Source organism: Paenibacillus turicensis (assembly GCF_017873435.1).
GTDB lineage: Bacteria > Bacillota > Bacilli > Paenibacillales > Paenibacillaceae > Fontibacillus > Fontibacillus turicensis.
Genome location: NZ_JAGGKG010000004.1, coordinates 183,762 through 204,996, shown reverse-complemented (window position 1 = coordinate 204,996; position 21,235 = coordinate 183,762). Strand labels below are relative to the sequence as shown.

General features: G+C 38.4%; 20 protein-coding genes and 2 pseudogenes. 14 read left to right on the top strand and 8 right to left on the bottom strand.

Going from position 1 to position 21,235, the window contains the following annotated elements:
* Nucleotides 1-6: 6 nt before the first annotated feature.
* Nucleotides 7-1,260, top strand: a complete 1,254-nt coding sequence (locus tag J2Z32_RS06535; RefSeq protein ID WP_210088369.1) for an aminopeptidase — start codon at nt 7-9, stop codon at nt 1,258-1,260.
* Between the two features lie 65 nt (nt 1,261-1,325).
* Nucleotides 1,326-1,886 carry a UbiX family flavin prenyltransferase gene (locus J2Z32_RS06530; protein WP_210088368.1) on the top strand — a complete coding sequence of 187 codons (561 nt, stop codon included), beginning with the start codon at nt 1,326-1,328 and terminating at the stop codon, nt 1,884-1,886.
* A 195-nt stretch (nt 1,887-2,081) separates the two neighbouring features.
* On the opposite strand, the gene J2Z32_RS06525 is transcribed toward J2Z32_RS06530, so the two are convergent.
* Together J2Z32_RS06525 and J2Z32_RS06520 are read right to left on the bottom strand one after the other, a co-directional pair.
* The gene (locus tag J2Z32_RS06525) at nt 2,082-2,750 is read right to left on the bottom strand and encodes a hypothetical protein (protein ID WP_210088367.1); all 669 of its coding nucleotides are present in this window, start codon (nt 2,748-2,750) and stop codon (nt 2,082-2,084) included.
* A gap of 95 nt (nt 2,751-2,845) precedes the next feature.
* Nucleotides 2,846-3,955, bottom strand: coding sequence for a suppressor of fused domain protein (locus J2Z32_RS06520; RefSeq protein ID WP_210088366.1), 1,110 nt, complete (start codon nt 3,953-3,955; stop codon nt 2,846-2,848).
* A 100-nt stretch (nt 3,956-4,055) separates the two neighbouring features.
* On the opposite strand from J2Z32_RS06520, the gene J2Z32_RS06515 reads away from it, so the two are divergent.
* Nucleotides 4,056-4,757, top strand: a complete 702-nt coding sequence (locus J2Z32_RS06515) for a DUF4274 domain-containing protein (RefSeq protein ID WP_210088365.1) — start codon at nt 4,056-4,058, stop codon at nt 4,755-4,757.
* A 56-nt stretch (nt 4,758-4,813) separates the two neighbouring features.
* Here the strand turns inward: J2Z32_RS06515 and J2Z32_RS06510 are convergent, their stop codons facing one another.
* Entirely contained in the window at nt 4,814-5,758 is a 945-nt protein-coding gene (locus J2Z32_RS06510) for an ABC transporter substrate-binding protein (RefSeq protein WP_210088364.1), read from the bottom strand.
* Nucleotides 5,759-5,951: 193 nt separating this feature from the next.
* On the opposite strand from J2Z32_RS06510, the gene J2Z32_RS06505 reads away from it, so the two are divergent.
* The 4 genes from J2Z32_RS06505 (at nt 5,952) to J2Z32_RS06490 (ending at nt 8,740) form a co-directional block, all read left to right on the top strand.
* Nucleotides 5,952-6,755, top strand: coding sequence for a hypothetical protein (locus J2Z32_RS06505; RefSeq protein ID WP_210088363.1), 804 nt, complete (start codon nt 5,952-5,954; stop codon nt 6,753-6,755).
* Between the two features lie 16 nt (nt 6,756-6,771).
* A complete protein-coding gene (locus J2Z32_RS06500; protein WP_210088362.1) occupies nt 6,772-7,242 on the top strand; it encodes a hypothetical protein in 471 nt (156 codons plus the stop codon).
* 29 nt (nt 7,243-7,271) lie between these two features.
* On the top strand, nt 7,272-8,069 hold the full coding sequence (locus J2Z32_RS06495; RefSeq protein ID WP_210088361.1) for a GNAT family N-acetyltransferase: 798 nt from the start codon (nt 7,272-7,274) through the stop codon (nt 8,067-8,069).
* A gap of 107 nt (nt 8,070-8,176) precedes the next feature.
* Nucleotides 8,177-8,740, top strand: coding sequence for a DNA-3-methyladenine glycosylase I (locus tag J2Z32_RS06490; protein ID WP_210088360.1), 564 nt, complete (start codon nt 8,177-8,179; stop codon nt 8,738-8,740).
* Between the two features lie 130 nt (nt 8,741-8,870).
* Here J2Z32_RS06490 and J2Z32_RS06485 read toward each other — a convergent pair whose 3' ends face one another.
* Nucleotides 8,871-9,392 carry a hypothetical protein gene (locus J2Z32_RS06485; RefSeq protein ID WP_210088359.1) on the bottom strand — a complete coding sequence of 174 codons (522 nt, stop codon included), beginning with the start codon at nt 9,390-9,392 and terminating at the stop codon, nt 8,871-8,873.
* A gap of 6 nt (nt 9,393-9,398) precedes the next feature.
* A complete protein-coding gene (locus tag J2Z32_RS06480; RefSeq protein WP_210088358.1) occupies nt 9,399-10,166 on the bottom strand; it encodes a DUF4253 domain-containing protein in 768 nt (255 codons plus the stop codon).
* A gap of 183 nt (nt 10,167-10,349) precedes the next feature.
* Between J2Z32_RS06480 and infC the strand changes: the two genes are divergently transcribed.
* Nucleotides 10,350-10,865, top strand: coding sequence for a translation initiation factor IF-3 (gene infC / locus J2Z32_RS06475; RefSeq protein ID WP_210088357.1), 516 nt, complete (start codon nt 10,350-10,352; stop codon nt 10,863-10,865).
* 282 nt (nt 10,866-11,147) lie between these two features.
* Complete coding sequence (locus tag J2Z32_RS06470) at nt 11,148-12,059, top strand: alpha/beta hydrolase (RefSeq protein ID WP_210088356.1); 912 nt, start codon at nt 11,148-11,150, stop codon at nt 12,057-12,059.
* A gap of 86 nt (nt 12,060-12,145) precedes the next feature.
* Here J2Z32_RS06470 and J2Z32_RS06465 read toward each other — a convergent pair.
* Together J2Z32_RS06465 and J2Z32_RS06460 are read right to left on the bottom strand one after the other, a co-directional pair.
* A pseudogene (locus J2Z32_RS06465) lies at nt 12,146-12,319 on the bottom strand (MepB family protein); the annotation flags it as partial.
* Nucleotides 12,316-13,278 carry a DMT family transporter gene (locus tag J2Z32_RS06460; RefSeq protein ID WP_210088355.1) on the bottom strand — a complete coding sequence of 321 codons (963 nt, stop codon included), beginning with the start codon at nt 13,276-13,278 and terminating at the stop codon, nt 12,316-12,318. The gene J2Z32_RS06460 and the pseudogene J2Z32_RS06465, both read right to left, overlap by 4 nt.
* Nucleotides 13,279-13,435: 157 nt before the next feature.
* On the opposite strand from J2Z32_RS06460, the gene J2Z32_RS06455 reads away from it, so the two are divergent.
* From J2Z32_RS06455 to J2Z32_RS06445, 3 genes and pseudogenes are all read left to right on the top strand, one after another.
* A complete protein-coding gene (locus tag J2Z32_RS06455) occupies nt 13,436-14,290 on the top strand; it encodes a LysR family transcriptional regulator (protein ID WP_210088354.1) in 855 nt (284 codons plus the stop codon).
* 12 nt (nt 14,291-14,302) lie between these two features.
* The gene (gene deoD, locus J2Z32_RS06450) at nt 14,303-15,010 is read left to right on the top strand and encodes a purine-nucleoside phosphorylase (protein WP_210088353.1); all 708 of its coding nucleotides are present in this window, start codon (nt 14,303-14,305) and stop codon (nt 15,008-15,010) included.
* Nucleotides 15,011-15,288: 278 nt separating this feature from the next.
* Nucleotides 15,289-16,260, top strand: a pseudogene (locus J2Z32_RS06445) (alpha/beta hydrolase); the annotation flags it as partial.
* A 529-nt stretch (nt 16,261-16,789) separates the two neighbouring features.
* Here the strand turns inward: J2Z32_RS06445 and J2Z32_RS06440 are convergent.
* Nucleotides 16,790-17,689, bottom strand: a complete 900-nt coding sequence (locus J2Z32_RS06440) for a helix-turn-helix domain-containing protein (protein ID WP_210088351.1) — start codon at nt 17,687-17,689, stop codon at nt 16,790-16,792.
* A gap of 63 nt (nt 17,690-17,752) precedes the next feature.
* Between J2Z32_RS06440 and J2Z32_RS06435 the strand changes: the two genes are divergently transcribed.
* Nucleotides 17,753-19,159, top strand: coding sequence for an MFS transporter (locus J2Z32_RS06435; protein ID WP_210088350.1), 1,407 nt, complete (start codon nt 17,753-17,755; stop codon nt 19,157-19,159).
* Between the two features lie 87 nt (nt 19,160-19,246).
* Entirely contained in the window at nt 19,247-21,226 is a 1,980-nt protein-coding gene (locus tag J2Z32_RS06430) for a serine hydrolase domain-containing protein (protein WP_210088349.1), read from the top strand.
* Nucleotides 21,227-21,235 lie beyond the last annotated feature (9 nt).

Sequence of the window (21,235 nt, the reverse complement as noted above, 5' to 3'; positions counted from 1 at the left end):
GAAAAAATGGGCAATAATTTTGATGTTTTATTAGATAAATATGCACAGTTGGTCGTTAAGGTTGGTGTAAATATTCAGCCAGGACAGCTATTACTTGTGCAGGCACCGATAGAAACATTTGAATTCACACGTCTGATCGTTGCAAAGGCATATGAAGCGGGGGCAAAATTTGTTGAGGTCGATTGGATCGACGAGCAGATTACGAAGCTTCGTTATGAGAAGGCTGCTGAAGACACGTTTGATTATTATCCTAAATGGCAAGCCGATAAGATGGAGCAATTGGCTGAAGCAGGCGGTGCCTTATTACATATAAAAGTGCCTGATCCGGAGTTATTTGCCGGTATCGATCCAACAAGAGTATCAAGATCTGTGAAGGCGGCAGCAATCGCACGTCAAAAATTCCAGCCATATACGAGAAACAATATTATTAGCTGGTCTTTAATTAAAGCACCAACAAAGGCTTGGGCTAAAAAGGTTTTCGCAGATGTCCCTGAGGAGAAGCAGCTTGATGCAATGTGGGAAGCCGTATTCCAAATGAACCGCGTAGGTGAAGGTGACCCTGTAGAGGCTTGGCAGGAGCATATTTCTTACTTAAAGCGGAGTCAGCAGTTTATGAATGAGAAGCGTTATAAGAGCTTACATTATACTGCACCTGGCACAGATTTACATGTTGAATTGCCAGAAGGCTACCTATGGTTAGGTGGGGGCGATCACAACGGCGCAGGCCATTATTTCGTTGCCAATATGCCAACAGAAGAAATTTATACGATGCCACTTCGCACAGGCGTGAATGGGACTGTAACTAGTACGATGCCACTAAATTTGAATGGCTGTCTTGTTGAAGGGATTACATTTACATTTAAGGATGGCAAGGTCGTAGAATACGATGCAAAATCGGGACGTGAGCATCTCACAGCGTTATTAGCAACAGATGAAGGAGCATCCCATTTAGGCGAGGTAGCATTAGTACCTCATGATTCCCCAATCTCCAGAATGAATCGTGTTTTCTACAATACAGGGATTGATGAAAATGCCTCCTGTCATTTTGCATTAGGAAGTGCATATCCCGTAAATATTGAAGGGGGAACTAAGCTAACCGAAGAGGAATTGCTTGAGCGTGGCGTGAATGTGAGCCTTACACATGTGGATTTCATGGTTGGCTCTGCTCAATTAAATATTGATGGTGAATTGTCAGATGGAACGATTGAACCTGTATTCCGTCAAGGGAACTGGGTAAATTTAAAGCTAGAAGATCAATAACAGAACAACATAACAACAGAGGGATACTTGGACTTGATGAACTTATCCTTTGCATGGAGGGAACTATGAATATCGTTGTAGGTATTGCAGGAGCAACGGGCACGATTTATGCCGTTAAACTATTAGAGGTGCTTAAAGCACAACCTGATGTGACGACACATGTCATTATTAGCAATTGGGCTAAAACAAATCTAGAGGTTGAAACGATGTACCAGTTAGATTATTTGGAAGGCTTGGCAGATGTATTGTATGACAATGCTAATCTAGGTGCTTCGGTCTCCAGCGGCTCATTTCTAAATGACGGTATGATTATTATGCCATGTAGTATGAAGACGTTGGCTGCAATCACACATGGGTATTCTGATTCTTTGATTTCACGTACCGCAGATGTGATGCTGAAGGAAGGACGCAAGTTAGTTTTATGTCCTAGAGAAACACCACTAAATGCGATTCATTTAGAAAATATGTTAAAGCTAGCCAAGCTAGGGGTTAGCATTGTGCCACCCATGCCATCGTTTTATAACTCACCCCAAAGCATTGATGATCTTGTTACCCATCAAGTAATGAAGGTGTTAGATCAATTTGGCATTCATATCCGACATGATAAGCGTTGGAGTGGGGTGTAAAGTAGTACTTGACAATAAGCAAACATAGCGAAGGGGCAGGGAGATGGTGGAGAAGCGATAGCGGCCGCCTTTAAGGTCACATTTTCATCATCTTTTCTCAAGTTATAAAAGAAAATGGGACCTTAACAGCGGTTGAAGCCACTCCCTGCACTGTAGCAACCTCCTAAGTATTGTCAAGCTCTGTTTACGCCCGATTTAATTATTTAATTTGGATAGCTCTACATCAAGCTCAGTTAGTTTTGTAGATAATTGTAGTAGCTCCTGTTGTAATTTTAAACGAGGTAACACTGCCTCATCTGACCATGCGTCGAAGTCTTGAGTAATGTATTTCTCATAAACGGCTTTATTAAGTTTAAGGATTTCAATTGTTAGCTTTAAACGTTTTTCTAATTCGTTAGTAATAACGACTTCAGAATGAGAACTGTTTTGCATGCTTAGTTGGCCAAACATAGCAATACTTGAATTGAAGTAGATAAGGCCAGGTGCATAGTTAAGGATAATAGGTTCATTAGTGTCTAACGGGAATACTTTTTTTCCATCGGGTGAGTTATAGTCTTGTACATAAGAGGCATAGGTTCGCTGGTCTTTATCTAAGTCAGCATAGAGTTTGTATAAAAGTAATATGTCGTGGCTACTAAGCTTTTTTTGATCTATCCCAGTTTCTATCATGGATATAATATCTTGTGAAATCGATATAATGCTTTGTTCATACTGAGATAACATTGTATTGTATTGCTTTTTCAAATAATCTGTTGAGCTTCTATTGTGTGAATTTGATTTATACAAAAATACATTTGTACCTAGAGAGGTTATGAAACCAAGCGTTAACAAGATGATTAGAATCTTTTTTCCTCGTTTGGACATTAGCGTAGTTTTTCTCCTTCTTACATACAGTTAAAAAATGATTACCCCATAACCTTAGTGTAGTGGGTAATCATCTTTTATGTCAAAATAGACAGTTAACCAATCGTTTCAATTACATTTCCATCCTGGTCTTTAATGTACGAGGGTTCGATATTAAATAAAAGCCCATTTAATTGAGGTATTGTAAATTGATTTGTGATAGGTTGTAGTTTAGGAAGTAACTCATTTACTAAGTCATGATTTAATATAATGCGAACAAAGTCGTTTTCTTCTATAATTTGTGGTTGTTCACCTGGTTCTAAAACGATCGAATGGTCTTTATTAGACAAGGTGAGATTTCGTCCCTTTAAAATACGGCCTTGGAGCATTTTCCCTAAAATAATGACTTGATTCGCTCCAAGCGTAAGCATCGCTGGAGAGCTAGGTGCATCATCTACAGCAGATTTCCATGAAAGCTTCTCGATAAATAAATAACCAGTGCTTGAACCGTCGGACAATATACCTTGCTCTACGGCTTGGCTAACTGCTGGAATAGACATCAATGAAGAGCGGTCCAAATCTGTAATCCATAAAGGCATATATTCCTCGCAGGCTTGTAGAAGCGCAGTCCCTGACCATAGATGCATCGCCTCAAACTCCTCTAAGGTTATCCCGACCATCTGAATAAACTCAACTTGCCCATTTGGAGTTTCCATTGGAGGTAATTGAGGATCGCTAATATATGCTAACGCTTTAAGCTCTGTATCAGAGCCTAAACAAATAGGGCCATTGGCATTTAAATAGTCACCAGAACGAAAAATATTTCCACTCTGAAACACATAACGCCCCATATTTTGCAACAAGTTTAACGCCCATGCAGGTGGTTCTGTTTCATCGCTATTTTTCCGTAAACGAAATGTAAGCTCGAAGCCATAGCCACTATATTCAAGATTGCTAGATTCCTTTTCATATAATTCTGAGAAGCCATACGTAACAAAATGCCAATGTGGAAAAGGAGCGCTGGCTTCAAACACACTGATCCCATCTAAAGGGTCTTCGCCACCAAGCATATAGGGGATCATCGTTCCATAATGCTTAGGTTGTTGATCACCATATAAGCGATGGACGGTCTCATCAATCGCATCCCAGCCTGGGGCTTGCACGTCTTCCGCCCCTAAGTCATGGTTTGCGTTAACATTGTCTTTTTCATCATGTTTATCTGTCATTTAAATCGCTCCTTTTTTAACGTACCTATGGAATTCCCACTATAAAATATATTAATATTAAATATATTTAATTTGAATACGCCCAAAGGTGGTTTTTAATATGGATTGGTTATCAATATGTAAGACAAAAGATGTGAATCAAGTATATGAAGCTGTAAAAATACTTGATGTAAACGAACGTGATGAAGCTGGTCGAACACCACTTATGTTGTTTTTAACCTACCGTATGCCGCTTGAAACGATTGCGTTACTTATTGAGCAGGGAGCGGATTTGGAAGCGGAGGATAGGCTAGGGGATAGTGTATTAAAAAAGGCGATAAAATTTAAGCAAAAGGACGCAATCTTGTTACTATTGGAGCATGGTGTACAGCTTGATTCTCCCAATGGGATTACCGCTACCGCTTGGTATTATGCTAAAGAAAAAGATCACAGCATTGCAGACATGCTACTTGCCACAAAAGGATCGGTGAGATCCAAGCTGACGCCACAAGAGCAGGAGATTGTGGATGAGCTATTATATGAAGAAAATCTAACTACGATTTGTGACAAAGTGAAAACTATAAATAGTGCTGAAATTTTACATGCCTTTGTAAACGAGTTTAACTGGGATGATGACCCCACCCCGATGGAGCTAGTGGCAACTAACCCTGCTTGTATGGAGGTAACTTTACATGATATGTATAAGCTAGTAGATGGGGATATGTGGCTTGAAATGGATGAGTATGCAGTTGATGAGGCTTACGATGGAACTCGGTACCGACAGCTAGCATTAATGTTAAAGGACAAGCTCACGAAGAACTGACCTCTATGGTTAAATAGAGATCAGTTTTTAGCGTAGCTTTGAATAAAGTGTACTCGTTATTTAGCTAGTTTCACAAGCTGATCGACAAGGGAATCAAGCACAGCATTAATCGTATAAACGTCTGCATACCAAGCCATTTTACTATTAATTCTAGCAATTTTGTTGTTTTTAACTGCCTCTAAGTTGTTCCAGATCGCGTCGCCACTTAGCTGTGTAGCAATCTCCTGATCACTTTCCTCTAAATAAACGATGTAATCTCCACTATATTTATCAATGACCTCCATGGAGATGTCTCCCCAATATTTGTCCTTGTCTATAACATCCTTTTGCACGGCTGGTGGTGGATTAAGACCTAGTGTTGTATATAATAAAGCACCGATTGAATATTTTTTCCCAGAAACATAAGGTGTTTTAGCGCCACCCATAATGGTTATTGTTTTATCATATAAGCCGGCTTCCTTCAGCTTCGCTTTCGCCTGTTCAACATTTTGATTAAATTTGCTGATCACATCCTTTGCCTTTTGTGGCTCATTAAAGATATCAGCTAACAAGGTTAGGCGATCCTCCATCGTCATATCATTGTCATAAGGAATGTAGATCGTAGGCGCAATCTGAGAATACATATCATACTTTTCTTTTTCAATGATAATAATGAGGTCAGGATCTTGGGCTAATACCGTTTCTTGCCCCCACTCTGTGTGGAAACCTAAATCAATGGAGTTAGCGGAAAGTGTCTTAAATGCGGCCTCCTTGTTCACCTGGGATACAGCAAGTGGCGTAATGCCCATTGCGTATAAATCACCCATCAAATATTGAACGACCACCCTTTTAGGGTGAGCAGGAATTTTAACATCGCCCATCACAGTTTTAATTACTCTTTCTTCGTTGGTAGCTTCTGTTGTTTTTTCTTTGTTTGATGAAATGCTTGGTGAACAAGCAGCTAATACCATGATGCAGATTATAGCAAACATAAACAGCTTGCCTTTAAAAAGTTTAGACATGAACAATGCTCCTTTTTCTCTATAATGAGTGTTAAAAACTTGAATTTAAGTTGATAAGATGTTTGATTATTAGCTATAGTAGATCCATAGAAAGTTTTTCCAAAGGAGGTATTCATGTAGATCTTCTCATTTATTATAATGATAATCATTCTCAATGTAAATAACATAAATTTTAATATAATTGGAGGTTCAGATGGACGCAAAAGCTAAAAAAATACTACAAACCACGTTTTGGTCCGCGCAAGGATGGAAGCCTAGAGGGAATTCATCACCTTTCCAAGGGGAAGATTTTGAATATGCTAAAAGCAAGGGGGTTATGTTCGATCCTGTTACGATGACTCATGATGAATGTGTAACGAGAATCCGGTATTTGCTTGAGCACGAAATTACAAAGGAAAAGGTAGCCTCAGCCTTTTTGCATAGTTTATCCACTAGAAAGGTATATTTGCGGAGCAGCTTATCTAGTTACGATTTAACAGCGTCATTAATCCAACATAATTACAATGATAAGTGGCTGGAGCGTGCTAACTATAGTCATTGCTTTTATTGCAACGATGCTAAGCTGATGTCGAAAGACGGTTGGGTGAATGAAGATATTAATATACTAAACTTTGAGCGTGTAAAATGGGGTGGCGTTCGCTTGAACTGGCTACTGTATTGCTGGATGGATTTAGAGCTGTTGGCAAAGGAAGAACCCGTAGAAGTAACCCCTGCTGATATTCAGATTCTCAAAAATTTATTGGCAGAGGTAGAGGCCTGTGCGGAGAAGGACACTGCACGTAAATTAGAGAAACGCTGGAAGGATGTATTGCCTTCTAATCAAAATGAGCGTGATGTCATCATGGAGGTATGGGGATTTGCAGGTATACTAGCTTCAGAGGAGCGACTTGGGCCTGAACGTGGTAGAGGAACAGATTTTGTATCTGTAGATTCATGGCTTGGAATAGATCGTTATGATAAACAAAAGGTTGATTTTTATTTTGGGGCTTATTTATAGGTAGGGAGGCTAAGTTTTGGGGCACTTTGGTTTTTCGTATATCGGACTTTTATTTCTACTTATGCTATTTATCCCAAATATAATTTATGCAAGTGATAAATCTGCACCTAAACCCACATTAGATGAAAATAAAGTTCTTGTATGGTTAGAACGTATAGGTCAAGCTTTAGTGACAACAATTGTCTTGATATTTTCAGATTTTAATGTGCAAGGCTGGTCACTCTGGACGATTTGGCTTGTTGTCGCCGTCATTTTTATGCTGATGTATGAATTGTGGTGGATTTGTTATTTTAGAAGCAGCAAAACATTAGCCGACTTTTATAGCTCCTATGCAGGTATCCCGGTTGCAGGGGCGACTCTACCTATCATTGCCTTTTTTCTATTAGGTATTTATGGTCAAGTAGTATGGTTAATATTTGCTGTGATTATCTTAGGCATTGGACATATTGGCATTCATATTGAGCATCGTAAAGCTTTAAAGTTATAGTAGTTGAAGAGAGGGGAAAGATAATAGATATGGGAAAACTGACAAACATAACAAACCAAGAAATGTTAAAAATAGCTATGGCTCAATCTGCGATTGATGCGAGTTGTAACGAACTAGATTTTACACGTAGTGATAATATGATTGTAGAATCTGTTAAAAATGCAGAGGCTAGAAAATATTTAGAGCTACCCTTTTACTGTAATCTAGTATCTTATGGTAATAATATCGTTGCATCGGTGAATACTGAAATTAAAGAGGTTGTAAAGGCTTACTTAGATAAGTATAAAGACTATCATTGCTTTGAAACTCCAAATATGCACATTCTTAATGATGAGCTTCAAAAGCGAAATATGCGAATTTGCCATATGGCGCAATACTTTTTACCAGATATGAAAGTGCTTCAACCAACACCATGTGATTATGAATTAAAGCTGTTATTGCCCGAGGATTTCACTGAGTTGTATTTAGATCAGTGGAGTAATGCGTTGTGTGAAAAACGTAAGCATTTGGATGTTCTAGGTGTAGGTGCCTATGATGGTGATAAGTTGATTGGATTAGCTGGTTGCTCTGCAGACTGTGATACGATGTGGCAGATTGGGGTGGATGTAGATCCCGAATATCGTAGACAAGGGATTGCATCTGCATTAACGAGTCGTTTAGCCATTGAAATATTAGAGCGTGGTAAGGTTCCTTTTTATTGTGCAGCATGGTCAAATATTAAATCGGTACGTAATGCGATCACAAGTGGATTTAGACCTGCTTGGATTGAGATGACAGCTAAAAGCAACGAGGTTGTTGCTGAGATGAATACGATAGATTGGTTATAATAGATTAGAACTAATAAATTGAAACTAATAGATAATACTTTAAACTATCAAACGACTATAGAATGAAGATGATCACATAGAAGAAAATTAAAGTAAGGAGAGATTAAATGACAGAGGTTACTCGATGTGACTGGGCAACTAAAAGTGAGCTTGAACAAAACTATCATGATGCGCATTGGGGGGTTCCCGTTCATGATGATAAGCAGCTATTTAAAATGATAATTTTAGAGGGTAAGCAGGCGGGACTTAGCTGGTTTACAATTTTGAAGAAAATGGAAACTTTATGTGAAGCCTTTGATAACTTTGATCCAGACCTGCTCATTCATTATGACGAGGATAAAGTGGAAGCGTTACTGCAAAATGATGGGATAATAAAAAACAAGCTCAAAGTTAAGGCTGTAATTAGCAATGCAAAGGCGTATTTCAAGCTGCGTGACAAATATGGCTCATTAGATCATTATTTATGGTCATTTGTAGATCATAAGCCGATTGTGAATGCGTGGACAAGTGTTGAGCAGGTTCCAGCAAGCACACCTTTGTCAGACAAAATTAGTAAGGATTTGAAAAAGCATGGCTTTAAATTTGTGGGATCAACTACAATTTATGCACTTATGCAATCGATTGGTATGGTCAACGATCACCTGACAAGTTGTGCATTTTATCATCGGTGATCTAGTAATATTGCTACCTTATTACCGACAATCTCGTTATATATTATGGATATATGATAGAAAATACAAAAAAAAGCGGCAATCGCCGCTTTTTCCCTTTACTTATAGTCATTTGTCTAGCTACATTTATTTATTCCACCACTGAAGCATACAGCTTTTTAATTTGGGATGAAAACTTAGCTGCACCTGGAATGCGTGTACGTTTATAATATGCGGTTAGTTGTTTAGGGTGGTTTTTGACCAAATCATACTCAATAATCGTATCTGCAATCACGGATCTTACAAAGCCTAAAACCTCAATAACCTCGGAACGATCCCCTTCAGCAAGCTCTTCACCCTCTGGAAATTCTCCATCTGGATCATCATCTAATTGCTCACTAAAGGTCAAGCGCGCCACAACGTAAGATATGATGTTCTCCTTCTCGTCGTTGTATAGTTCCATTAGCCAATTCACGCATTGTTCTTCTGTTGGTATTGATGCATTAAAGTCATGAAGAACATGGTTCCGTTCCTTAAACGAAGACATTAAAAAATCAGCCTCATAACTAGCATGATCAACAAACTTGATATGAGGTTTAAGCTGAATCACTTCAGTTAAAACCGCTTGATACCAGTCACTTGTTAAAAATTGTTCGATTGTTTTCATATTCATCCGACCTCAATCCCACCAGAAGTGCCAAATTTTGTGTTTCTTTAAGGAGTCAGCATATTGTCCTAGTGAATCCCTAGTTTCAAGCACATACGGGCAAAAGAAAAAATGCTCTCGTGCCAACCTTATGGCTTCCTCATCACTTTGTGGTGTATGATCCACTTGAAGCACCCAGCTACTCTCTGTAACAAGAATGGGTACTGCTCCATATTGGGTAAACCATTCCCTAAAAATAGCCGTTTGTACAATTGGCGTTGGGCATTCGTTGTATCCTCCCATAGGAACCCATAAAGGACTTAAATAGCTCTCTGAGAGCGGAAGCTGGAGTGAAATGCAATCTCCTTCAATGCGATTAGAAAACCACTCCTGATCTTTAAGAGCTTCGGGAACAGGATCACTATCGATGATCTTTTCATCTACTAAATCTGAATCCCAGCCTTTACGGAATATACTGTAGATTTCATCAAATGAAAGATTAGCTACGTTTTTTTCTTCTTCAGGTAAGTCCCAGAATTGAAAGTGAGAGTCGGCAATTTGTCTGAAGACATCAAGCTTATTTAAAGATTCAATTTGCTCTATTCCGTGTTCAACATATTGGGCTAACGTCTCATGTTCTCCTTCTTCCATGTACATTTCAAGCATTTCAGAAATATTATCATCTGGAATAATACATAAAGGCTGATCATTGCCTACTCGGGGGAGTGGGCAAGTAAATTGCGCTTGGTGAATGATTGCTGTATTGCCATAGGTAAGATGCTTCATTAAACTTTCAGGCATGTTTGAACCTCCAAATATTAATAATAAACTTATAAAATATTATGTATTTCTATGAATGAAAGGTTGTGAATACAGCCTGTTATCCCCAGGCGGAGATTAGTGTACAATAATATAAAGTTCTAAAAATAGATTTACCCATTATTTTGAAGTTAGAAACTAGTTTCCGTTAAGGGAGTGTTACTTATGATTATAAATGAACAAATCCGAGTGAGTGAGGTTCAGCTTACAGGTATCAACGGAGAGGACCTAGGCATTATGCGTACCGCAGATGCACTTGAATTAGCGCGTAAGCATAAAACAGATCTAGTCTGCATCTCGCTCATGTCCAGCCCACCTCCTTGTAAGCTGATGAAAAAGGGAGCTGCGAAGCAAGAGAAAACAAGCCAACAGTCAAAACAAAAGCAAAATCACCAATCTCAGAAGGGTTCTGGAGGGCAAGGGTCTAAAGTGAAGGTGAAGGAGATTAGGCTGACTGCTAATATTGAAAAGCATGATTTAGATACAAAGAAGAGACAAGCGATTAAAATGCTAGAGGCTGGAAAACCTGTACAGATTGTTATCGCAGCCAAAGGCAAAGAAGGTATCAGAGCAAAGGAAACACTAGAGGAATTGTTAAAGGAGCTTGCTCCATTTGGGAAAAAGGAAACAGGTATTCAGCAAAGTGGCAAAGGGGTTACGGTGAAGGTAAACCCTGTATAATGAACTGACTAGATGATAGGTGGGTACTAAATGAATATAGTTAAATTACTAATGACCGTCATATATCTTATAGTAAGCATGTCAATTATTTGGTTTATGGATGCTTACTCATCATACCGTAATGGGGCTTTAGTTGTTTGCATATTGCTCTATTATATTAGTGTGAGATTGTATAACAAGAAATTGAGAAACCAAAAAAACGAAAACAAATAGAAATGTAAATAAATAGTGATTAAAATAAATAAAATTTAGTCCTAAACTATAGAATGGAGGTCATGGAAAATGGCTGGAAACAAAAAAATTCCAAAGGAAAAAACATACTCCAGAGAGCAACTGAAGAAAAGAGCAAAATTATTTCGATTAATGTCTTCCTTTTCTCCTGCAGGTAGTAGTGTAAGCAAAAAACCAGCAGGCAAAGAGTTACTTTTGCCGACAGAAGCAGGTCAAGTTAGAGTGCTTACTTACAATATGGAGTCAGAACAAAAGCTTCCTTTATTTATTAATATCCATGGTGGAGGTTTTGTAATTGGCAGTCCTGAGATGGATGATCCCTACTTAATGAATGTGGCGCACCAGGCCAACGTTAAAATTATTAGTATCGATTACAGTCTTTCACCAGAGGTTGTATTTCCTACGGCACTTAATGAATGTTATGCAGTCGTGAAATACGCGAAACAACATGCCGATCAGCTAGGGATTGATCCAGAAAATATTGCGGTGGGTGGACATAGTGCGGGTGGTAATCTTACCGCGGCCATTTGCTTGAAGGATGCACTTGCCCCTGAACTAAATCTCAATCTCAAATGTATTATTTTAGACTATCCTCCGCTAGATTTACATAGTGATGCTTATTCAAAGCCACAGCCGAAGGGAGCAATACCTCCTAAAATGGCTAGAATGTTTGATGCTTGCTATACGATGGAAAAAGAAGAACGTTTAAATCCACTAGTATCACCCCTGTATGCATCACTAAATGGCTTAAAAACATTCCCACCAACGTTACTTTTAACAGCGGGTCATGATTCCTTGCTTCAAGAGGAAGAGAGGTTTAGAGATAAGCTTGTTGAGGCAGGTGTGGAACTGACGTATAAATGCTTTGAAAACTCCTATCATGGGTTTACGCACAGCGATAAAGAGGATGCCGTAGCAGGTTGGCAGATGATGATTGACCATCTTAAACGCTATTTAATATAAAGAGGTTCATCAAAGAATTCGATTTTAGCTAGAATATAACTTTAATAGCTTTTGCGCAGATAAGTTGTTTTTACTTATGTCTTTCAACTTGTTTTAACTATATTTTGCTGGAGAAGAACCTCATTTGGGAAAACAAATTGTCCGAAATCATTATTTCTAGTAAAAGTATTAATAACCAATAAATCAGTAGCCTTTTCATATGAAAAGGCTTAGTTTTTGTTATCCTGATCTTTTTCCCAAAAAGCAACAAACTGATTTACGCACTCATTTGCTGAGGTTTAATCACCTTAGGCTGGAGGACATGACTTCTACGACCTGCAAAGTTATTAAAGACTAAAGCAAATATGATCAGCAATGTGCCGTATAATTCATACATATTAATATGATAACCTTGCAGTGCCATAATTAAAAACGTAGTTACAGGTACAAAGTTAATAAATAAAATTCCGTTAATTGGTGATAACAGCTTGAGACCTGCATTCCAACATAATAAAGCGGCTAAGCCGGGCAATAAGATCATAAAGCTCATTTCATATTTAATAGTTCCTAGCTGTTGGAGGGTAGGGATATTCAGCACACCTATACCTGTGCCAATACTAATAATGACAAACGAAACCAAGGAGCCAAGCAAGCAAGTCAACGTCGAATAACGAAGGATTGACCAATCACTATAACGTGAACCTCCCATAGAATAGATCACCCAGCCAACCACACCAATAAAAATAAATAAGAGTGGAAATACATTTTGAGCAGCATTGGAGAAAAAGCTCAAATCCCCACGTGTACTAACTAAAAATGCCCCAAGGGTAGCAATGACAATGCTAATGATCGTAAAAAATGGAGGAGCCTTTTTCGTTGTAATCCATAAAAAAGCAATGGAGATCATTGGCATCATCGTTTCCATAATCGAAGCAGAGATGGGTCCCGATTCCCCTGCCATATGTTGCCCCATAAACACACACATGTTATAAACCGTAAAGGCCATACTGCCATAAAACGTTAGCATAAGCCCTCTTTTTTCTAAACGGAAAGCTTTTTTCCCTTCCTTTAACCCTAACATGATCGCTAAAATGATCCCTACAACGAGGTATCGAAGAAATGAAAAATAAAATGGGTCAATATGCGCTAGTGCCACATGTGCAACTGGAAACATTGCCCCCCATGAAATACTTGCGATTAAGCAAAAAATCGCCCCTAATATAAGCCGTCTCGATGTCATAATTCGCTGTGCTTCCTCCTGTTAACTTTATTCCGATTTAAAGACCTGCAACTAATCATAAGGAAATAAATCACAGTTGTAAAATGATTGAAAATGATCTGTTTAATCATTTATGATGATATCTAGATAGAAATGGGAGTGAGAAGGGAGGAATAGCGTGGACATTAATGATTTACGTATTTTTCAGGTGGTTGCAAACCATGCAAGCATCAGCAAGGCAGCCAAGGAGCTGTCTTATGTACAATCCAATGTGACAGCAAGAATTAAGCTACTAGAAAAAGAGCTGAAGACGCCATTATTTGATCGACATAAACGGGGAGTTAGTTTAAATAGTGAGGGTAAAAGGTTGTTGGAATATACCAAAACGATTTTAACCGCCTTTGATGAAATGCAACGTTATTTCCATAGCACTTCACAGCCTGCGGGCATTATGGATATTGGTGTTGTAGAAACCGTGAGTATATTTCCTGCGCTTTTGTCCCAGTATTGTAGTAAATATCCCGATGTAGATTTATCGATACAAAGTGGGGTTACCAATCATTTAATTGAAAAGGTATTAGAAGGTGAGCTTGATGGCGCCATCGTGACTGGGCCGATCCAGCATCCATTTATTGAACAACATGAGGTCATTCAGGAGGAGCTTGTACTTGTCTCAAAAAGTAAACATTTTTCATTAGAAGAAATTACGCAAAAGCCCATGTTATTATATAATAAAGGATGTGGGTACCGTCAAAGGCTAGAAGGTTGGCTCAAGGATGCCGGCATTATTCCTAAACGGATTATGGAATTTGGTACATTTGATATGATATTAGCTGGAGTACAGGCTGGTATTGGCTTAACGATTTTGCCAAAAACCGCAGTCGCTCATCTAACGGACTCATCCGCTGTCTTCTGTCATCCAGTTCCTGCATCTTACCGCAAAATTACGACGGTATTTATTCATCGCAAGGATATTTATTTAACGAGTACGATTCAAGCCTTTATTGACATGATTAAAGTAAGCAAAATTTAAGGAGGTACCAACATGAGTGTTCATATTGGAGCTACACAAGGACAAATTGCAGATACAATTTTGCTTCCGGGAGACCCGTTACGTGCAAAATATATCGCAGAAACGTATTTAGAGGATGTAACGTGCTACAATCAGGTTCGAGGCATGTTAGGTTTCACTGGTACATACCAGGGCAAACAGATTTCTGTACAAGGAACAGGCATGGGGATTCCATCCATTAGCATTTATGTAAACGAATTAATTTCTGAATATAAAGTGAAAAACTTAATTCGCGTTGGAACATGTGGCGGGATGCAAAAGGATGTACACGTCAGAGATGTCATTTTAGCACAAGCATCCTGTACGGATTCAAGTATGAATCAGCACATCTTTGGTGGCTTTGATTATGCACCAATCGCTAACTTCTCCTTGCTAAAGGCGGCTTATGATGAAGGCACAGCGAGAGGGCTTAAATTGCAAGTAGGTAACGTATTTAGCTCCGATATGTTTTATCGTGATGATAAGACCTATGTACAAAAGCTAATGGATTACGGCGTGCTTGGCGTAGAAATGGAAACGACTGCGCTTTACACATTGGCAGCTAAATTTGGTGTACATGCCTTAGCAATTCTTACAGTAAGTGATCATCTTATTACAGGGGAAGAAACGACTGCAGAGGAACGTCAAACCTCCTTTAACGATATGATTCAAATGGCGTTAGCTACAGCAGCATCACTATAATCTAATAACGCATAATAGACCATAATCGACGCATCACCACGAAACATCATGAGCATTTCCAAATTAAGATTAAGTCTTACTGGAGGAATGTGGATTGATTTTCACTGTGGGGATGCGTTATTTTATTTATCCTAGTTCATATTCTGTTCATCTTGCCGTCATTTTAAGCACATCTTTGTTCGGTAAGCTTAAATAATAGCCTTAAGCAAATAAGTCAGTAGCACTTAGATAACAGCCTGATAGGTTAATATATTTGTTATAACAGGAGTTGATTACATTTGATTCAAACAGCAGATAAGGGAGCTTCTAGAGGGAAAAAGGCAAAAAAAGTGTTAAATATTTTACTTAAAATTATCGTAGGTATCATCATAGCAATTTTGCTTTTTATAGCTATCGTGTTTGCCGTTAATAAAATTAGTGCCAGTTCAGAGCAAAAAAGGCTAGAGTCTTATGGTCAGCAGGTTGCTGTGGATGGCAAAAAGATGAATGTGTTTATTCAGGGACAAGGGGCGGAAACCATTGTTTTATTGCCTGGGTTTGGAACAGCTTCACCTGTTCTTGATTTTAAGCCATTGATCGAAGAGCTAACACCCTATTATAAAGTAGTTGTAGTTGAACCGTTTGGGTATGGTTTAAGTGATCAGACCGATAAAGAACGCACCACAGCAAATATCGTAAGTGAAATCCATGAGGCATTACAGAGCTTGAAAATTAACAATTATACCTTGATGGGACATTCGATTTCTGGCATTTATAGCTTAGCTTATGTGAATCAGTATCCTAATGAAGTAAAAGGATTTGTAGGGTTAGATAGCAGCGTTCCAGCGCTAAAAGAAGAACAGAAAATTGACTCATCGGTGACAACTCCAATTAAATGGTTCCGAGACTTGGGTTTCCATCGTATTCAATTAAAGCTGTCAGACGACCAATATGAGGGACTTCCTTATGATGAAGCAACAAAAGAGCAAATTAATATTTTGATACGCAAAAATATGTACAATAATACGCAATTAAACGAAGCAGAGCATATGAATGCTAACTTTACTGCTGCTGAATCGTTGGTTTTTCCTGAAAATCTACCTCTGCTATTCTTTGTACAGGCTAACAATCCGGCCACAGATCGATGGATTCCTGAGCATGAGAAGCAAGTGAAGCAAACTAACCATGGAGAGATGGTCTTATTGGAAGCAGGACATTACGTACATCGTACTCATTTTAAAGAAATCGGTGAAAAGGTAAGAGCGTTTATAAGCAATGCTACTACGAGCGGAACTAACAGCAAAGATGCTAACAATAACCATGCTGACACTAACCAGACTAACAATATAGAAAGTAGCTTATTAACCGAATCTGAGCAAAAAATTTATGACGAACTACTTCAAAAGCTAGATAAGCAAAAGCTAAACGGACTTGAACCACTTAGTGTTGCCAAGCTGTACGTTCAGGCGAGCTATGACCAGCAACACGATTTGCAATATTTCCTTTATACGACGAGAGAGGGACATGTGCAATGGACAAAGGAAGAGCATGATCAAGATTTACAAAAAAAAGATACCTCTAGCCTTGCTGATGAGTTAGAAAACAGTAAACGACAGTTCCAAAATATTGAAAAAGGTACCTTTGTGTCTACTAGTGACTATGAAGGATATATTAAGTTTGAACCATCCGCTGATAAGGATGCCGGGTTTCAAATGATTCAGGATGAAGATGGAATTTGGAAGGTTGCCTTCATGCCTATTCAATAGTTATTCCTCAATGTGATTTTCGATAAAGTGTTCTTTAGCAACCTCTAAGGTTCCCTTTTTCGGATTCTTTTAAATAATCTTCGTAATATTGCATTAGTGATTTAGCAAATGGCGACATATTTACATGCTGGAATAAATCCGTAATCATTTTAATGTTATCAGGATTCCTATGAATTACATGATATGTTTCATTTGACCGATCATTTTGCAGTAGTGTCTCATAAAATAAAGCCATTACTTTATAAAAAAACAGCTCAGGAAGGTTGGGGGCATCCCTCAATACTTGCAAGGGCTGTTTTATTTCATTTTGTTTATGATGCTTAATACATGCGGCAATATAGTTTAAACAAATCGTTAAAATAATTTGCTTGCTTCGGTTATCTTTATTTAAGCGCTGTAATGCTTTAGGACGTAGGATGGTTTGAATCAATAAAGTTGCTCGTTCAAAAGGAAATAAATATAACGTGTTGGCAAATAACATCAGCGAGTAGGGTGTCCACGATTCTATACGTATAATCTCTTCGTAAATAAGGTCAATTTCGACCTGCTCTAATTGTGTAAATGTCCCTTCTAAATTCGCAATCGTCGTTTTTAGTTGAGCAATCCATAAGGATGGGTTAACAAGGCTAGTGAGTTGATTGTCCGTTAGTAGCTTCTTTAACGCCTTAATGTCTCCATTATAGAAATGCTGATATATGAGTTGGCGCATCTGTGCTTCATGATCCTCGACCTGGTAGGAGGCAAGTGTGTTCATAAACGTCTCGATGGGAATCTCATTTTTACTCAAGATTTCAAATAAATCCTCTGCACTAATACGGTGCTCCCCATGCTCCACTTTAGAATAAAAAGGAACAGAAACAACCCCTTGTGCAAAGTCCACTTGCCGTAAATTTTTTAACGTTCTAAAATGCTTTAATGCCTTCCCAATCTCCATCGTAATCCTCCATTTTAGGTCGTGTCCCCAGTAGTTCCCGTCTGATGTTCTCTATTTTCTAGCATGAATTTCATGATTTTCGTATACGAAAATAATATCACAGGTTCATCGGTTGATGTTAATTTTAAAAAAACGAGAATGAAATGGAAATGGGGAATGATGATGCATTTATTTTTAAGAAATGCTAGCTTTAGAAAACTGTCTTTAGCCAATATTTTTTCTGTTTTTGGTGATAAGCTGTATTATTTGGCTTTAATTACATTTGTAAGTACATTTGAGCAAGCCAACCTTGCAATTGGTTTAGTGTCAATCTCAGAATTATTTCCGCCCTTGTTATCTACCTTTACAGGGTATAAGGCGGATTCTACCGTAAATCGAGGTCGATACTTGTTAATCTCAGGTATAGCCCGTAGCTTTATGTATCTCATTATTGGTTTGACCTTTACGCTCCAGCTATCTCAGTGGAGTATTTTAATCATTGCGGTCATCTTAAATTTTATATCTGATACATTAGGGAGCTACTCCAGTGGCTTAACAACACCCTTAACAGTAGAAGTGACTGGAGAAAAGGATTACCCGATTGCATCAGGATTTATGACAGGGATTGGCCAAATTGTTGGCTTAATTGCTCAATTTATTGGGGTTAGCTTATTATTTATCGCTTCTTATTCTCAATTAGCCTTTATCAATGCTTCAACCTTTTTTATATCGGTGCTCATTTTGTTATTATTTTTCAAAACCAATGCATCACTGTATAAAAGACAAGTTTCACAATCAGCTCAATCGACTAAGCAATCAGCACAATTAGCCCAATCCGACGAGTCGGTGTCATCTACCGGATACCTTTCAGCGTTAAAGCAAAGCTTCACTTATTTAAAACAAGAAAAGCAACTGCTACCGATCATCATCTCGATTTTAATGCTTAACACAGCGTTATCTAGTATTACACCTATTTTGCAAATGATGATTGCTGGCAATGTGAATTTAATCATTTTTTCTTATAGTTTAACTGTCACAATTGTTGGTGCTGTTATCACGGTAAGTATGTCTATAGGTGGTGTGTTTGGCGTACCATTGCTTAAAAATTATAGGCTCCAAAGCATTACCTTTAACTGTCTCATTGCATTAACTGGCTTTTTTCTAACCTTATTTCTACAAAACATTTATATGATATGTGTATTTCTAATACCTGTTGGATTTTTAGTTGGGGTATCGATCCCGAAGCTCTCCGCATGGATTGTAGGTGCTGTAGCTAGAGAAAACTTAGCGACCTCAATTGGGATCATTAACACGATACTTGTTGGCATTGCCCCGTTATCTACGTTAGTTTTTGTTACAGTGGCTAGCACCACCTCACCGATGGTGTCCGTAACGATTTTGATTATGTTCTCTGTTGTTATGGCAGTGATACAAGTAGTGAGCACATTAAAGGAAAGAGGAAAAAAGTTGGGAGTACGAGTGGGAGGATAACAATTAAGAATGAATTAAGAAATGCATAAAGATCAATTAAGTATTTCCTTTGTAAGATTAAACAAAATCACTGCAAAGGAGATTGAAATGAAAAAGTTAGTTATACTTGCACTCAGTACAATACTGTTAACCACGTCACCCCTTTTAGCTGTAGGATCAGAAAGTCAAATACCAGTTGATTTGAATAAAGAGAATGTGGTGAAATTTTCTGATAACTTTTTTAAACAACAAGAGGTAAAAGACCAACTAGCGGGTGCTGGAGTTGTTATTGTGAAGGACAACAAGATCATACTTAATGAGGGATATGGCTATGCGGATGTTGAAAATAAAACCCCGTTTGATGCTGAAAAGACAATATTTCGGCTAGCATCTGTATCTAAGTTTCTCACCTCGATTGGGGTTATGCAACTAGCAGAAAAGCAGCAGATTGATTTAGATCAAGACATAGGACAGTATTTACCTCAATTAGGTATTGAAAATACTACGGGTGCTCCGCTAACTGCTAAGCATTTAATGACAAATACATCAGGCTTTGATCTCGGTCGCTCAGCGGTTCGGGGGAAAACCTACACCTTAGAGGAATATGTAAAACAAACAAAGCCAAGTGTTGTGCTTAAACCTGGAGAAGCTTATAAATATAACAATTACGGATTTGCATTATTAGGTTACTTAATTGAACAAAGAAGTGGCCTGTCTTTTGAGGCGTATATGTTGCAGCACCTATTTAAGCCGCTTGGTATGGAACAAAGTTATGTTCTGATGAATGAGGAAGTGAAAACCAATCTTGCCACTCCATACGATGCCATGCTTAATCCGTTACCACAGATGCCTAATATTCCTGACAGCTTACCCGAAGGGGGGATGTTTTCTACTGGGAACGATGTGGCGCAATTACTTTTAGCCGTTCTTAATGGTGGGGAGCTTCAGGGCAGACCAGGTTCATCGATACTCAGTAAAACTTCACTACAGCAAATGCAAAAGAATAGCGTATCAATAAATCCTGCTATTGCAGGTAGTGGCTATGGACTGGAAGCTTCATATCCACATTTATACAATGGATACAATGTAGTAGAGAAAGGCGGAGATTTGCCAGGATTCCACACCAGCTTGTGGTTAATGCCTGAGGAAAATGTAGGTATCTTCATCGTGTTAAACCGAGATCAAGGTAATTTGCGTCAGTTGTTCCTTCAGCAATTTATGAATCGATATTTCCCTGCCAAGGACAGTCAGGCTCCACCCTCTGTAATTACGAAGCCAACAAAAGGAGTTTTGCTGAGCTATGAAGGCATGTACAAGGATTTACGATTTCCAGCATGGCGATATGATATTAAAGCAAACGTTGAACAGGGTACACTTATCGTTACTAGCCCATTAGGGAAGCATGTGCTTACTTGGGCAGATGATCATTTATTTTATGACAGCAATGGTACGCCTGCGGGGTTTAAAGGTAATAAAACAGGAAATATGTATTTTTTCTATAACAAACCAGGCAGTTGGTCACAAAAGATGCCAACACCAATTTTGTATGATGATGTTCCAACAAATTATCCCTATGCTAATTATATTTATAACCTGACACAGATGGGATTGTTTGCTTCTGATTCTAGTCTGTTTCAGCCAGAGAAACCTATGAGTAGAGGAGATTTTATTGCACTGCTACTCAGATTAACTGATTTCCCCTTGTCTGTAAGTCCGTCTTCATTTGAAGATACAATAGGTAATCGAAATGAAGCAGCAATTCAGACCGCGATTGAAGCTGGTATTGTATCTGGTTTCTCTGATGGAACATTTAGACCAGATGAAGTCTTAACTCGTGAGCAAGCAGCTACAATATTGTGGAAGCTAGTTAAGTATGGATTGGGGGCTACTCCTGTAGAAGCGAAGCTCCAAGGTGAAGTATCACCGTGGGCAAATGAAGCAGTTCAATATGTAGTAGGACGTAAAATGTATGGACCCGATGTGAACGAAACAGCAGATGGAGTTGATTACTTAGCGAAAAACTATTTGCTGAAGCAAGAAGCAGCTGTGCTTATTGATTTATTTTCACAAAATTTATACAAAAGATAGAGGTAGAGT